The 15020-nt window shown below is 44.2% G+C and carries 11 protein-coding genes; 6 read left to right on the top strand and 5 right to left on the bottom strand.

Features of this window, described 5'->3' with window-relative positions; translation table 11 throughout:
• Positions 1 to 83 precede the first annotated feature (83 nt).
• The 3 genes from QL919_RS10800 to dapC form a co-directional block, all read right to left on the bottom strand.
• Complete coding sequence (locus QL919_RS10800; protein WP_290189527.1) at positions 84 to 689, bottom strand: 3'-5' exonuclease; 606 nt, start codon at positions 687 to 689, stop codon at positions 84 to 86.
• A 103-nt stretch (positions 690 to 792) separates the two neighbouring features.
• The gene (locus QL919_RS10795) at positions 793 to 2772 is read right to left on the bottom strand and encodes a DUF294 nucleotidyltransferase-like domain-containing protein (RefSeq protein WP_290189526.1); all 1980 of its coding nucleotides are present in this window, start codon (positions 2770 to 2772) and stop codon (positions 793 to 795) included.
• Between the two features lie 328 nt (positions 2773 to 3100).
• Complete coding sequence (dapC, locus tag QL919_RS10790; protein ID WP_290189525.1) at positions 3101 to 4363, bottom strand: succinyldiaminopimelate transaminase; 1263 nt, start codon at positions 4361 to 4363, stop codon at positions 3101 to 3103.
• Between the two features lie 188 nt (positions 4364 to 4551).
• On the opposite strand from dapC, the gene QL919_RS10785 reads away from it, so the two are divergent.
• Complete coding sequence (locus tag QL919_RS10785) at positions 4552 to 5235, top strand: hypothetical protein (protein WP_290189524.1); 684 nt, start codon at positions 4552 to 4554, stop codon at positions 5233 to 5235.
• 160 nt (positions 5236 to 5395) lie between these two features.
• On the opposite strand, the gene glnD is transcribed toward QL919_RS10785, so the two are convergent.
• Together glnD and map are read right to left on the bottom strand one after the other, a co-directional pair.
• Positions 5396 to 8158 carry a [protein-PII] uridylyltransferase gene (glnD, locus tag QL919_RS10780; RefSeq protein WP_290189523.1) on the bottom strand — a complete coding sequence of 921 codons (2763 nt, stop codon included), beginning with the start codon at positions 8156 to 8158 and terminating at the stop codon, positions 5396 to 5398.
• Positions 8159 to 8344: 186 nt separating this feature from the next.
• Complete coding sequence (gene map, locus QL919_RS10775) at positions 8345 to 9139, bottom strand: type I methionyl aminopeptidase (protein ID WP_290189522.1); 795 nt, start codon at positions 9137 to 9139, stop codon at positions 8345 to 8347.
• 336 nt (positions 9140 to 9475) lie between these two features.
• Between map and QL919_RS10770 the strand changes: the two genes are divergently transcribed.
• From QL919_RS10770 to QL919_RS10750, 5 genes are all read left to right on the top strand, one after another.
• Positions 9476 to 10546: a triacylglycerol lipase gene (locus QL919_RS10770; protein ID WP_290189521.1), complete on the top strand. Its 1071-nt coding sequence runs from the start codon at positions 9476 to 9478 to the stop codon at positions 10544 to 10546.
• A gap of 209 nt (positions 10547 to 10755) precedes the next feature.
• The gene (locus tag QL919_RS10765) at positions 10756 to 11865 is read left to right on the top strand and encodes a lipase secretion chaperone (protein WP_290189520.1); all 1110 of its coding nucleotides are present in this window, start codon (positions 10756 to 10758) and stop codon (positions 11863 to 11865) included.
• 395 nt (positions 11866 to 12260) lie between these two features.
• On the top strand, positions 12261 to 12749 hold the full coding sequence (locus QL919_RS10760; protein ID WP_290189519.1) for an META domain-containing protein: 489 nt from the start codon (positions 12261 to 12263) through the stop codon (positions 12747 to 12749).
• Positions 12750 to 12980: 231 nt separating this feature from the next.
• Positions 12981 to 13991: a Xaa-Pro aminopeptidase gene (locus tag QL919_RS10755; RefSeq protein ID WP_290189518.1), complete on the top strand. Its 1011-nt coding sequence runs from the start codon at positions 12981 to 12983 to the stop codon at positions 13989 to 13991.
• Positions 13992 to 14304: 313 nt separating this feature from the next.
• On the top strand, positions 14305 to 14955 hold the full coding sequence (locus tag QL919_RS10750) for an OB-fold-containig protein (RefSeq protein ID WP_101210901.1): 651 nt from the start codon (positions 14305 to 14307) through the stop codon (positions 14953 to 14955).
• The last annotated feature ends 65 nt before the right edge of the window (positions 14956 to 15020 follow it).

The raw sequence follows: 15020 nt of genomic DNA, 5'->3' as shown, positions 1-15020 counted from the left end.
CATCTTTCATCAGGTGGCAAAAATAGCTTATGGTAACATGAGTTGCTGTTTTCGCGTAGATGAGAAGTGCTGGCTAATAAATACTAACGAACATGAAGAAATGCCATGGCAGTCATAATCGCGTCATTATAAGCATCATGAGAGCCCAAATCAGGAATATTATAATGCGCTAGGATGCTGGTCAGATGCTGTGACTGACTAGAGAGCCCTTGGGTCTGACCGCTCATACGCCGGCTGTATAAATGCCGTAAGTCGATGACTTTGTTGGGCAGAGTGGTACCCATATAACGCTTAACCAAGGGGTTTAAAAACCCAGTATCCAGTTGCGGACAAAACCCCACTATCGGCCGGTTGTCAATAAAAGGCAAGAGTAGCGCTAGCATCTCCTCATAGCTCATTCCATGCTCTACATCAGCCGTACGCAAACCATGAATCACAATGGTATCGCGGTCTGGCATCACGGGAGGTCGACATACCAGGTGCATGCCATTACCTGTGTCAATACTATTGCCATTGATGTGAATCGCTGCAACTGATAGTAGGTGGTGTTTTTTGGGATTGAGGCCAGTCATTTCACAATCGATTGCCACCCACTGCTCAGGCAAAGGCTTGGTGAACATAGATGCCAACTCTGGACGCTGTAGTTGCGATTTTTGCCACGTGCAGGACAGTTGCTTTAGCCAACTCATATCAGTCGCTCATTCCTTGGTGATGTTTCTATTTTTAAGCTGATTTTTATTCAACTACTTATATGCATGTTTGTTGCCAAAAAACGTCGTTATTTCTCATTGATTAGGTTATCTCTAATTGGTAATGCTGACGTAGCTGGTTTTTAAAGCTTTTGACCACTGATAGACATTCTTTTAATAAATCACGTTCAAGCGCTGTTAAGGTAATTGGGTCAACCTCGCGCGCATGCTTATCATCGGTTGAGAGAGCGACTGATAACCGCTGCGCCATAAAGAATTCCAATGCTTCTAGTAGGTTGTCGGCGCGTTCTTGGTTGATGGCCTGAACTTCTACCAATGCTTTCAGGCGATTTTTGGTGCTAGGGACGTCTAATACGTTATTCTCTAATGCCAAGGCACGGATACCATGAACCAAAGGAAAGATACCTGCCTTTTTTAGGTCAATATCTGGTGAGGTTGGTTTGCCACCAAGCAATGGCACAAACTTCTGCCACCATTGATTGACATCGCCAAACTGTAGTGCTGCTCGAGCGAACTGACGTACGAACATCGGGTCTGACTGCTTGCGAGAGTGTTTTAAGTGTGCGCGTACCTGCATTAGCAGTGACTCATCACCGCAGACGTACTCACTGTCCAAAATAGCGGACAGATAAATACTGTGCATCGGATCTGTGTTGCGAAACCACAAGCTGATTTGTGTCATAAAGGGTTGTAATGGTTGTCGCCACATAGGATTGGTCATCATAATATTGCCATCACAGAGCGGGTAGCCAAGGCTTGCTAACTGGTTGTTAAAGATATCTGCAAACTGTGCCAAATCAGGATGCGTATAGCCATCTCGCATGATGAGCGCATTGTCTTGGTCAGTACGCATGATTTGCTCACCGCGGCCTTCTGAGCCCATGACGATGACGCAAGTGTTGTTCATGACGTCATCAGGCACAATCATTTGCCAAAGTTTGGTAAATACCTGTGCATTGAGCGTCTGTACCATGCGGCTGATGTTACCTATTTTGACGCCGTTTTGATGCTGCGCTCGAATATAACGACCAATCAATTCGACAGCAGTGTCTAAGCTAGCAAAATCTTTAGCTTGCTCGATTTGGATACTGATGAGCTGTGAATGGTGACCGATATGAGCGAGCATGTCGCTTTGTCCAAGGACGCCTGCGACGTCGCCATTATGGTCAATGACTGGTAGCCGATGAATACGATATCGAGTCATGGTCAATAGTGCATCACCAATCTCATCGCTAGATTTGATGGTACGTAGATTAAAATTGGCGTAACGCTGGCAAGGGGTGGTGGCAGGGTTTTGCTGATCACTGACGGCACGGCATATATCTGTATCAGTCAAAATACCGAGCAGATGACCGGTGCCCTGATGGGTGTTTTTAATATGAGTGTCTTCAATATGTTGTAAATGGTTCAAGGGTCTGACCAATACATGCTTTAATCCTGCCTTGGTCATAATATGAGCGGCTTCAAACAAGCTGTTATTGGCATCGACGATGTGCACTGGTAACAAACTGACGTCAATGACGGGCTGCAGCATGATTTGCTGCACTTCTTGTTGATCGTTATAGCCATCACGGTCTATCGGTTTATGACTACGCCGCTGTTGTAAGGCTTTTAATCTTTCAGGAAGTTTGTCTGAGAGCATTTGCCGCACCAGATGGTTTTGCGCACTGATTTTATCGACGGCCTTACCATCGACTTGTAATAGCAGGGTATCCTCACTAGCACGGAATTGATAAGGTTGTCTGGTTTCAGTTTTTGATAAATGGTCAATGTTTGTTTGCGTGCTGTTTTCTATGATGGACTCAGGCAGGCGGCGACTATCAAACCAATCATTGTTATTGAGGTGGTCAGAGTGATTGCTGCCCAGGTAGGAAGCGACAAATTTGCCATCAAGTAACTGCTCAATCTGACCTTTGATGACCACATACAGATACTGCAATTCTTCTGCAGGAAGGCTTTCGTCTTTGGCCAGATAACGAATTTGGGTATTTTTTCTGATGCTTTGGCGTTCAGCCAAGCTTAATACATCAAAGGGGGGCTGGGTAAAATCAAGATGGGGCATGGCATCATCCTTGATGGCATATTTGATAAAAGGTAGCTTATGTTCACAGTATCTTTATCTTTAACAGTAGCTGTCTTTAAAGGTTATTTAATTTCGACTTTATTTTGATAGTCAGTTTACTATAGCACTAATAAAGCAAAAAACCTTTAATAACCACAGCTATATTGTGGCTATTAAAGGTTTGTTTTTTGCAGAAAATACTAGCGCTATATAACGGCTGTTTTAAAATGTCTGCTTTCAAGTGACTAGCTTAAAGTGACTAAATGAAAGTAGCTGCATTTAAAATCGTTAACTTAAGAGCGCCAGTGTATTGCCACCAAACTTTACTTTATGCACCAAGCAATTGACGAATGCGACCAATCGCCTCACGACTCTCCTCGACACTAGCGACCAGAGCGATACGGACATAACCTTGACCAGGATTATGACCATTGACCTCACGTGATAGATAGCGACCTGCCAAGGCATGAATATTGGCCTGCTCGTATAGTGCTTTTACAAACACCTCGTCATCACCATCGAACTGTTCAGGGGCTTTAATCCAAAAGTAAAAGCCTGCCTCAGGCATCCGTAGTTCTAACAACTGCCCCAGCTCTGCCATCCATAGGGCGAATTTTTCTTGATACAGTGCACGGTTATGTGCCACGTGCTTTTCATCTTGCCAAGCGGCGATAGAGGCGAGCTGATGTGGTATTGGCATCGCACAGCCTTGGTAGGTGCGATATTGCAAATAAGCTTGCAAAATCTTTGCATCACCCGCTACAAACCCAGAGCGCAGACCAGGCAGATTTGAGCGCTTAGATAAAGAATGAAACACGATGCATCTCTTAAAATCATGACGACCCAATGCCGCGCAAGCTTGTAATAGTCCTATCGGCGCAGTGTCAAAGTACAGCTCGCTATAGCATTCGTCACTTGCAATGATAAAGTCGTGCTGCTCTGACAATCGAATGAGATACTCCCAATCATCCATCGTCATGACGGCGCCTGTTGGGTTGTTCGGACTACAAACGAACAGTAATTGTGTGCGCGCCCAAACGTCTTTTGGTACCGCGCGATAGTTGCCCTTAAAGTCATTGTCTAGAGTACAGGGCACAAAGTAAGGCGCCGCCTCTGCCAATATCGCTGCGCCCTCATATATCTGATAAAACGGGTTTGGCATGACCACAGTGGGCGCTTGGCTGGGTACAGAAGATTGACGAGAAGCCGCTGCCTGATGGGTCTTTGTCCTGTCTTTTGCCTCTACTACTTCATGGTTAACAACAGCTTGTACCAAGCTGAAAATAGCTTCGCGTGTACCCATGACTGGCAACACTTGCTTGTGTGCATCGACATGATTTAGAAAAAACCGCCTTTCTAGCCAATGTGCAATCGTCTGACGCAGCTCAAACATGCCATTGGTGGTCGGATAACGGCTTATTTTGTCCAAGTTTTCACGTAGTACGTCCAGCACAAATGCGGGTGGCTCGTGCTTTGGCTCACCAATTCCTAGCTTTATTTCACTGTAGTCGTGAGCTGGCATGCTATTAGAAAGCAATGTTGCCATCTTTGCAAAGGGATAAGGGTGCAGATGCGTTAAGTTGTGATTCATAAGTAGGGTAACTATAATAGACAATTAATAATAAAGTTATAAAGAAAGATTACATTTGGGAAGTGTAGCACTTCTCTTATTTTTTGTCTTTTGCTTCTGATACTTATCGCTATTAACTGTTTATAGCTTATTAACCATGAACATTCACTATCAGTACGCAATAGTGGGTGAGGTAAAGGTAGTTTGATATGTCTAGTGTGCTAAAAAATAACGGGCTCAACGCTAAAGATATCAATGATACAAGCTCTGGTAGTAGCTTTGATAATGGTATGTCGCGTGCCAAATTATATGAGCTGTTAAAAGAGCGCGAGGAGTGTTGGTGGAAAAGTCGTCAGCATCTGATTGCGTTAAGAGAAAAGCAGATGTTTTGGTATGGTGAAAATAGTTTAATGATGTGGCTGATGTGGCAATTGGTCAGTTATATAGGCGTGGCGATGGCATTGATGTTGCTCAGTAAGCTGCTCGGTATATCATTACCTTTATGGCAATATGTCGGCTTGTTTGTTATTCAAACAGTGGTTTTTGTCGTCATGATAGTGAGTAAAGGTCGACTGGCCAATAATCTTCAAAGCAGAATTGACACTGATCAAGTGCAAAGTGAGGAGGCGCTAAATGAGATGGCCATATTGGCAGAAGATTGTCTTTATCTTGATGTACATGACAAGTCACCCATCTCTTTAAAGCAGTTATACAACGGTTTAGAGGGTCAGTTCCATTTAGCAAGTTTGCACTATTTACTACAAAAAGAAGTCAGTACTGGTCGCCTGATACTAACGCAAAAACAGGTCGATGCAGAGGTCTTGCCACCTCAGCTTGCTGATAATGAGCTAAAAGAATATGCTCATGAAATGATATATAAAAGTACTTTGTAAGGTTGATTGTTATTTACGCCATCATCATTCTTTTGAGCATGTTTTTCAAAAAAGCGCCCCATCAATGACTGATAGGGCGCTTAATACTTAATTATTACTTAATTTAAGCAGACTGGCAAACTTCAAACAGACTTTTTAACGTATCAATTCTAGGTACTTGTCAATTTTGGGTACTAGCAGCATCCTTTTGTACAGTAAGGCTCGCTATCAACGCTGATTTTAAGGCGTCCAGTCTGTCAGCGGACAGCGGCTCATCGTTTTGGTCACTGATATAAAACATATCTTCTGCACGCTCACCCAAGGTGGTGATACGCGCCGCATGGACCTCTATTTTCTCTTGCAAAAACACCTGTCCAACTCGTGCCAATAGCCCAGGTTGATCCAGTGTCTCTAAGCTCATAATATGCTGGTCTGAAGCTTCGTTAAATTCGAAATTGATGACGGTTGTCACCTCAAAATGCCTGAGCTGACGAGGAATGCGTTTGTGAGTAAGCTTAGGTACTGTTGGGTCTTTGAACGCATCAATCAATCGCTGTTTGAGCTCTTGTTGGCTGTCTTTATCAACCAATAATGTGCCACTACGGTCTAATAACACATAAGAATCTAATGCAAAATCACGGGTGGCAGTGATGATGCGAGCATCTAATACATCCAAGTTCATCTGATCAAATACCGCCATGGTAACGGCAAATAAGTTCATCTGATCTTGGGTGTAGACAAAGACCTGTACCGCATCAAGCGCCAGTTCACGATGCTCACGCAATACAACCAAGGGCGCACTATCAGCGTCGGAGGCGCGACCCATCGGCGGGTGGTTCAAGATGGCTTCGGTATGCCACAGAATATCTTCTGGAATCTCACGTAAAAAATACTCATCGCCCAAGTCATCCCACAGCCTCAATACTTCATCTCGATTCATGTGCTGATTGTCGACATCATCAAGCATTGCCTCCGCTTGCTTGCGTGTCGCGCTAATCATATCTTGGCGATTGGTTGGCGCATCGATATCAGCACGCAAAATGCGGCGAGTTTGTGAGTAGAGCTGCTTCATTAATGTCGCCCGCCAGCTGTTCCATAGCTGTGGATTGGTGGCGTTCATGTCGGCAACCGTCAGTACATACAAGTGGTTAAGGTGCGTGACATTACCAACCAAATCAGCAAAGACAGTCACAACCTCCGGGTCTGAGATGTCTTTTTTCTGCGCGGTCATCGACATCAGTAGATGATAGCGCGTCAGCCAGCCGACCAAGTGAGCGTCGGCTGTACTCATACCATGTGCCAAACAAAACTCAATCGATTCGGTCTCACCCAACTGGCTGTGATTGCCGCCGCGACCTTTGGCGATATCGTGGAACATCGCTGCCAGCACCAAGATTTCTTTGCGTTCGATACGCTGAAAGATAGAGCTGACCAATGGAAAGTCTTCATAAAAACGGGGGTCAGTGAAACGGTGCAAAATACGAATCAAAAACAATGTATGGGCGTCGACGGTATAACGATGAAATAAGTCATACTGCATCAGTCCAGTCACTTGCGCAAAGGCAGGAATGTAGCTGCCTAAAACACCATAACGATTCATGGTACGCAGACGATGAAACAGATAGTTTTGCTCTTTTAAATTTGATAAAAACAGCTGTTGATGAGTAGGGTTGTCACGGTAGACCTGATCGATACCACGTGCCGCGATTTTTAATGCGCGTAAGGTATGGGTACGGACGTTTTTGATTCCGTATTGACCCATCAGCAAAAACATCTCTAAAATCGACTCGGGATGTTGTGCAAAAACCCTATGATGTGCCATCGCGATTTGGTCACCGACCTTGTTAAAGCGGGCATTGATTGGCTGCTTTTTTGGTCGCTCATCATCTGGCAGTTGCGGCTCGATAATGGTCTCGTAATAATGGTTGGTCAGCATCTCAGACAGTGTCGATATCTGCATGGCACAGCGGTAATAGTCACGCATAAAACGCTCAACCGCTGCATTAGGCTGATCATCCGGCTGAGTCTCATAACCCATTAACTGGGCAATCTCACGTTGATAGTCAAACAGCAGTTTGTTTTCATTACGACCTGTCAATACATGCAAATAATGACGTATCTGCCATAGATAGCCTTCTGCAAAGCTCAGCTCATCGAATTCTTTTTCGGTCAAAAAGTTTTGTTGTACCAAATCGTAGAGCTTACTGACTCGAAAATAACGCTTGGTTACCCAGCCAATGATATGGATATCACGCAGGCCACCAGGTGCGGTTTTAATGTTGGGTTCTAGGTTATACTCTGTGGCGTTATGACGTAGGTGGCGTGCCATGGCTTCTTTGATTTTTACATCAAAAAAATCACGCGGTGACCATAGTTTGTTCACTATCTGGACAGGTACCTCTTGCAGAGCTTCATTACCAGCGAGCAGGCGCGCCTCGAGTAATGCACTAGCGATGGTATGATCGGTTGCTGCCTCCAAACCGTCACTGACACTACGTACTGATAGTGCAGGCTCTAAGCCGATATCCCACAGTAGCGCCACCAAACTATCGATTTTGCCGCTAGTATCAGAATCAATCTCATCAGGGGAGAGGAGTAAAATATCGACGTCAGAGTACAATGACAGTTCGCCGCGACCATAACCGCCTGTCGCGAACAGCGCCAAATCTGTCTTATCTAACTCAAACCAATTGAACAATGAAATGAGCAGCTCATCGATAGCGCAGGCACGTGCTCCGACCAACTGACGGATATTGACACCGCGCTCAAGTGCGCGGCTGATGTCGTCATTAATCTGAATCAACCATTCAGGAATACCAAGTAAGGATGTCTCCATTGACTGAGCGGCATTTGGGTCTGCTAGCAGAGAGGTCGTTGTCGCTGTATCTTTTGAGAATAGAGGTAAAGGTGTTAGATCAATAGAGGCGACATCACAATTAAACATGAGTGTTATCCAGTTAAGAATTTAAAAATATATCGTTAAAAGGCTGTTAAAGCTGCTAAAAGAAACAGTGATTGAAACTGCGCTGTCGTTAAAGAGACACGCCCTAAATATAAAGGCATGACAGTCATAAGTACAGCACCTAATTATAGTCCAAAAAAAAGACCGCCTAGGCGGTCTTTTTATGTATTACTGCGTCAAAAAACTCAAATCTTCTTCAGGGCGTGTGGTAAATACTTCGCAGCCGTTATCAGTCACGACCATCGTATGCTCCCACTGTGCAGACAGCTTACGGTCTTTGGTAATCGCCGTCCATTCATCAGGCAAAATCTTGGTTTGCCATGTGCCTTGGTTAATCATTGGTTCGATGGTAAACGTCATACCCGTTTTGAGCTCAAAACCTGTGCCTTTTTTGCCATAGTGCATGACTTGTGGCTCATGGTGAAACTCATCACTGATGCCATGACCACAGAATTCACGAACGATACTAAAGCGCTCAGGCTCGACCACTTCTTGAATAGCCGCACCAACATCACCTAAACGCGCACCGTTTTTTACCACACTCATACCAGCGTATAGAGCCTCTTGCGCAACCTTACAGATACGCTGTGCCATGATAGAGCCATTACCAACGATCCACATTTTTGAGGTATCGCCATAATAGCCATCCTTAATGACGGTCACATCAATGTTGATAATATCGCCATCTTTTAGCAGTTTGTTGTCAGTTGGAATACCATGACAGACGACATGGTTAACCGACGTACAGATGGATTTAGGAAAACCATTATAGTTAAGCGGCGCAGGGATGGCTTTTTGCACATCAACGATATAATCGTGAGCAATTTGGTTAAGGGCTTCGGTACTGATGCCAACTCTTACGTGCTCGTCGAGCATTACTAGGACATCGCTTGCAAGCTTACCGGCCACGCGCATTTTTTCTATGGCTTCTGGGGACTGAATGAGGGATTTTTTAGTCATCATTATCTTACTTATAGTTATGGAATTAATAGGATGGATTATAGCATAAATGCAGAAGTGGCTGTTTTGCTAACACTTAGTAACTTTGTACGCATCTCTAAAATCCTTGTAATATACTGATACCAACTGTCTCAGCTTATTTATATGCACAGGTGTGACTATATAGTCATTGTGAAGGCGTTCGTGTGCAAAAAAACAGTTGAATGTTACAGATTATAGAAGTATTGTAATTTTGGTTGCTAAAGGAATTGGCACTATTTTTATGACTTTTGTGCAGTAGGCGATATAGGAAGTCATAGATAACGATTACCAAAATTTAACGATTACAAGGATGTTGTTATGATGCTCAAATCTTATCTTCCTACGGCTACATCAGCAAAAAAGCTGCTGCCGACATTAGGTGCGCTCGGCACCGGCCTTCTACTAATGACCATGCAAACCACTTCTGCTCAAGCAGCTGGCAAGTACTATAACTGTGCCAATGCCACAGGATGTAAAGTGGTCGACAGTAAATACTTTACATCTAGCCATACTGATACCAAGTATCCTGTCGTTATGGCGCATGGTTTGGTTGGTTTCACTAAATTACTGGGTGTTGATTACTTCTATGGCATACCGCAAACGCTCATGAGCGGCGGTTCTGAAGTATATGCGACTAAGACGTCATCTTTTGGTGACAGTCGTGTGCGCGGCGAGCAGTTGCTACAACAAGTTAAAACCATTTCTGCGGTTTCAGGTAGTCCAAAGGTTAACTTATTTGGTCATAGCCATGGTGGTCATGATATCCGTTATGTCGCAGCCGTTGAGCCTAAGTATGTGGCTTCAGTGACTGCAGTCGCCAGCCCAGAGCAAGGTGCAGCGTTGGCTGACTGGGTCATCGAGCAGATTGAAAAAGATAAAATAAACGGTGAGTATAATACTGCGACCAAAGCCGCTTTAGGTCTATTTGGCTTCTTGGGCAATTTTATGGATTTAAATGCAGGTATTCCAGTTGATAAGCTACAAGATCAAGATGCCTATGGGGCCATTACCGCCTTATCTACGGATTACATGACCAGCTTTAATGCTGAGTTCCCTGCCGCGATGCCAACCAGCTATTGCGGTCAGCCGACAGCAACCAGAGTGAACGGTATCGAGTACTACTCATTCAGTGGTGTCGGTCAAGTGACCAATATTTTAGACCCTATGGATTATGTGTTATTAGCGACGTCAAAAGTCTTTGAAAACGATCCGAATGATGGTTTGGTCTCTGCTTGTTCAAGTCGCCTCGGCTATGTCATTCGTGACGATTATAAAATGAACCATATGGATTCGGTCAATCAGTTGTTAGGGTTAGTCGCATGGGGACAGCCCAATCCGAAGACAGTCTACCGCGATCAGGTCAACCGCTTGAAAAAAGCCAACTTGTGATACTTGCTTATCCGTATTTTATAAGCGATGTCTAATTGGCTTATCTAAATGACCATCGATTGGATCGAGAGCACGCTCTAAACGGATGTACATATAAGGTCAACGTCGTTGGCCTTATTTATTTATATTTCTTATATTTCAAGATTCTGTCTACCCTGAATCTCTTATCCATACATACCACCTGATTTATTACATAAGATGTTTTCGCTATGTCTAACAATCGCCGCTTGCCTTATTTGCCATTACTTATTATCGCTATCGTGACTGCTATCACTGTGGCCATTGTCATGTGGTTTAAACCCAATAAGAGCGATACTCAGTCATCGCAAACAGATTCAATAACATTAGAAAATAATCAAAACATCTCAACGTCGAGTGATTTAATGACTGATGCCGAGGTTATAGTCGCACCGAATGCAGGTAATACCGTGTTTACCACGGGGCTTGAAAACCTACCGCGCTCTCTGCAAGGTACCGATGTCGACGGTGAAATCATCATCGATGAAAGCAGACAGCTGGTCGTCACTGAAGGCTTGCGTCGGTTGTTTGATTATTTTTTGTCAGCACTGGGCGAAGAAAACGAAGCTGTCATTTATGCACGAGTTGAAACCTATATCCGCAGTCATACGCCAGAGCCTGCCGCCAGTCAAGCAGTCACGATATTTGACCAATATATTGCCTATCTCAAAGACATCCCTGAGATAGAAAAGCGCTATGGCAATCTGCAACTACAGGCGACCAAAAGTGGCGAGTTGGATTTGAATGCGGTGACACAGCAAAAGCAAGACGTCAGTAAGCTACGTCAGCAGTATTTTTCCAAAGAAACCATCACCGCCTTCTTTGGTACAGAGGATGACTATGACGATTATAGTATGGAGATGGTCAGAATCAACCAAAATACCCAGTTGTCTGATGCGCAAAAAGAGGCGGCAAAACAAGACTATATTAGCCGCATGCCGGACAACACTACCAAGGCCAATATTGCACAACAAGCCAATCTAAATGAGCTAATGACTCGTACTGAGCAGATGAAAGCCAAAGGCGCAAGCCCCGAAGCACTATACAATATGCGTCGAGAGCTGGTCGGTGCGCCTGCAGCAGCGAGACTGGCACAAGTAGATCAAGAAGACGCCAATTTCGATCAGCGTTTTGATCAATACCAAACACAAAAGCAGCGCCTATTGAGCCAAAATGCGGACAAAGCGCAGGCACAAACCCAAATCAATCAGCTCGAGCAGCAGCTATTTAACGATACCGAGCGCAAGCGCTTGGCGGGTTATGCGGCGATGCAACAACAAAATGCTGCGGCTGCCCAATAATTCCTAATAATTAGATACGGGGCGAATGATTATTTGGCAGTGAGATGTTCGATAAATAACAGCTTGATCGATCAGCGGTTGATAAGTCGATAAGTTGATAAGTTGATAAGCCAAAAGTAACAAGCAGACTCGCCATCACACAAAAGTGTTAGCAGCTTATGGCGCTGCTAACAAGACCTATTAGCAAATCACCTGTATAGTTGGCACAAACCACGTCTCAATCTATACCTAATCTATCATGACAGTCATATGACAGTCATATGGCAGTCATGCATAATAGCGCCCATGTGCTGGTCAATGAATAAAGTGCTGGTCAATGAATAAAATAATCAAACAAGCGCTATAAAGCTCCGCACATGTCTATAAAAATTTGCTTAAACCTTTTAGGAGATACTATGAAAAACATGACTAAAATAATGATGGCTGCGACACTTGCGGTAGGTACATTGGCTGCAGGTTGTCAAACTACCCCTAGTGTGACCGCGCCTGTGACTCAACCAATTACTGTTGATGCACTACAAGCATATAACTGGCAGCTTGTCGATGCCAAACGCAGCAATGGTGACAAAGTCAGCCAATTGTTTTTTGACCCAAGCAAACCATTAACGCTAAAATTCTTCAAAGACGGTACGAGTAACCGTATCACCTTTGCTAATACTTGTAATAACATGGGCGCTAGTTATAGCGTCGTAAATGACAATGTGGTGTTAGGTAATGTAATGTCGACTATGATGGCATGCCCTGAGCCACAAGCAAGCTTCGATACAGCAACTATGGCGACGGTACAAGGCAAATACAGCATCAATAACAATGCGAATAACGTGCCTATCTTGACTATCCGTAATGCCAATCAAGTGGCGTACTTTAAAGCTGTCGCAAAATAATTTGCCAATTCAATGACGCAACTTAATCAGTAATTCCTGTCTTTGATATGCCTCACTATGTAGTGGGGCATTTTTTTATCCAAAATATGCTGCCGTTTGCGCTACACTAAGGTCATCAACTTTTGTAGTGATGGATTGTTGGGGTCGATTAATCCTCTTTGCTGTTATATAACCTTAGCTTTTACTCAAGCATATTTACCGCACCATTAAAACCCTATTGGACTTTATTTCATGTTAAAACCGATTGTTTTGAAACCGAATAGTAATGTACATCACCTAAATAAAATAATCGTCATAACGGCTATCACTTTTTTAACGGGGATGGTCCTAACAGGTTGTCAGACATTGCCGAACATGACCGCACCCAATGCTGCTGTTAATATAATGACGAACAATCCGCTGACAGCCCGCATGCCAGCAATAGATCGGCAAGGGTATATTGCTTATGTTGAGGAGCAAGGCTTTGGCGCTGCAAAGATATCGACACTCTATAGTATTCGCCCTGATGGTAGCGACCGCCAATTGATTGATCAGCTCAAGGGTTATATCTATGCGCCAGCGTGGTCAGCAAATGGTCAAATGCTGGCCTATAGTAAACAAGCGCCGCGCCAGCATCCAAAGATTTATATCTATGACCGCAAAAGCAATATCCAAAATCTGGTGGTAAATGCTGAGGGCAGTAATTTGTCAGCATCATTTTCGCCTGATGGTCAAAAACTCCTCTACAGCTCAACCGTCGGCGGCAATGCCGATATCTATGAGATGCGCCTAAGCGACGGTAGTACCAAACAGCTAACCACCTTACCGAGTACGGAAGTGCAGCCAAGCTACGCCAGCGACGGGCAAAGCTTTGTTTATACCAGTGATAAGGTCCGCGCTGGTCGCCCCAGTATCTATCGCTATCGTTTTGCCACAGCCAATGCAAGCGTGATACCGACAGCGGGCTATGCGGCCAGTCCGCAACTGAGCTTAGATGGTCAACGCTTGGCCTACCTTAATGGTCGCAAGGCGGCGGTGATGACGCTGGCTACTGGGCAAGTTATCAATCTAGCCGAAACGGGTCTTGATGAACCCGCTCGTCTGTCACCTTCCGCGCAGTATGCCGTCTATCCCACCAAGCTTGCACAAGTGGGCAGTCAAAATGGCGGCAGCTTGGTCATTCATTCATTAACAGGTAATACAAGCTATGCCATTGGCAGTAAGACGGGAGGCGTCGTACGCTCACCCATTTGGGGACGGTAAGAGTAAAACCTATGTATTATGTAATGGAATGTATATATAATCACTGACAAAGAAACATAAGTTGATTGTATAGCCTGTATTTTAGAGGTGGCTTAGCCATCGCTTAAATTCGTTAAAGCCAATGCGCTTATAGCCATATCGCCTGTCATTCAAAATAGAATAATCAAGCTATGGGTAAAAAATCTGGTATAAGCAAGCTGACAGAACGAATCTGAGTGGAGCAAAGTTGAGTAAATTGTAACCACATACTGCCAAATTGTATAACCGAGCCATTAATATGTTGGATTAAGCGAGTAATAGGAGAGAGCGGTTTATGCAAGAGTCTTTTTTAGTCTTTATCACTAAAATCAGTTTGTACCCCACGATTGTTTTTACGGGGCTTGTGATGTTCGTGACTCTATATTGGCTGGTGTCTTTACTTGGCATGGCGGATATGGATAGCGTGGATTTTGGTGAGGCAGATGGTGATGTCTCCCCCTTGTCATCGCCTGGCTTTTTTACCGGTCTCATGCTCAAATTTGGTCTTTATGGCGTGCCTTTAATTATCATACTAAGCTTGATTAGCTTAATCGGTTGGCTGCTAAGCTACCTATATACCAGCTTTTTACATCAATATTTCGACTCTGGTCTTTTGTATTACCTATTCGGTACAGGGGCGCTCATTTTTGTATTGGTCGTCTCCATGTGGTTGACGGGCATTATCATTTCACCCATTCGCAAAAATATCGCTAAAATTCCCAAACGGAATGCGTCTAGCAATATTGGCAAAATCGCCGTTGTGCGCACCCTGAGTGTGACCGACAAACATGGCGAAGCAGAATTAAACGATGGCGGCGCAGGATTGATACTTAAAATTCGCTCAGACACTAATGATGATTTGCTAAGACAAGGCGATAGAGTGGTATTGATAGAGTATTTAGACGAAGCCAATACCTATCGAGTCGCTTCTGTCAAAGATGAGTAACTGTCACCAATAATGTAATCGTGATGGCTATTAATATTCGTTGTTAGCGTAGATTAGACGTGCAG

It is taken from the genome of Psychrobacter sp. APC 3426 (assembly GCF_030408035.1).
In the GTDB taxonomy this organism is placed as follows: Bacteria; Pseudomonadota; Gammaproteobacteria; order Pseudomonadales; family Moraxellaceae; genus Psychrobacter.
The sequence above is the reverse complement of the archived record's forward strand: the minus strand, read 5'-3'. Positions and strand labels throughout refer to the sequence as shown.

Excerpts from the sequence above, each read along its gene's own strand:
- QL919_RS10785 (WP_290189524.1), top strand. The coding sequence starts at position 4,552 with ATGTCTAGTGTGCTAAAAAATAACGGGCTCAACGCTAAAGATATCAAT.
- QL919_RS10750 (WP_101210901.1), top strand. The coding sequence starts at position 14,305 with ATGCAAGAGTCTTTTTTAGTCTTTATCACTAAAATCAGTTTGTACCCC.
- QL919_RS10800 (WP_290189527.1), bottom strand. The coding sequence starts at position 689 with ATGAGTTGGCTAAAGCAACTGTCCTGCACGTGGCAAAAATCGCAACTA.
- QL919_RS10755 (WP_290189518.1), top strand. The coding sequence starts at position 12,981 with ATGTTAAAACCGATTGTTTTGAAACCGAATAGTAATGTACATCACCTA.
- glnD (WP_290189523.1), bottom strand. The coding sequence starts at position 8,158 with ATGTTTAATTGTGATGTCGCCTCTATTGATCTAACACCTTTACCTCTA.
- dapC (WP_290189525.1), bottom strand. The coding sequence starts at position 4,363 with ATGAATCACAACTTAACGCATCTGCACCCTTATCCCTTTGCAAAGATG.
- map (WP_290189522.1), bottom strand. The coding sequence starts at position 9,139 with ATGATGACTAAAAAATCCCTCATTCAGTCCCCAGAAGCCATAGAAAAA.
- QL919_RS10765 (WP_290189520.1), top strand. The coding sequence starts at position 10,756 with ATGTCTAACAATCGCCGCTTGCCTTATTTGCCATTACTTATTATCGCT.
- QL919_RS10795 (WP_290189526.1), bottom strand. The coding sequence starts at position 2,772 with ATGCCCCATCTTGATTTTACCCAGCCCCCCTTTGATGTATTAAGCTTG.
- QL919_RS10760 (WP_290189519.1), top strand. The coding sequence starts at position 12,261 with ATGAAAAACATGACTAAAATAATGATGGCTGCGACACTTGCGGTAGGT.
- QL919_RS10770 (WP_290189521.1), top strand. The coding sequence starts at position 9,476 with ATGATGCTCAAATCTTATCTTCCTACGGCTACATCAGCAAAAAAGCTG.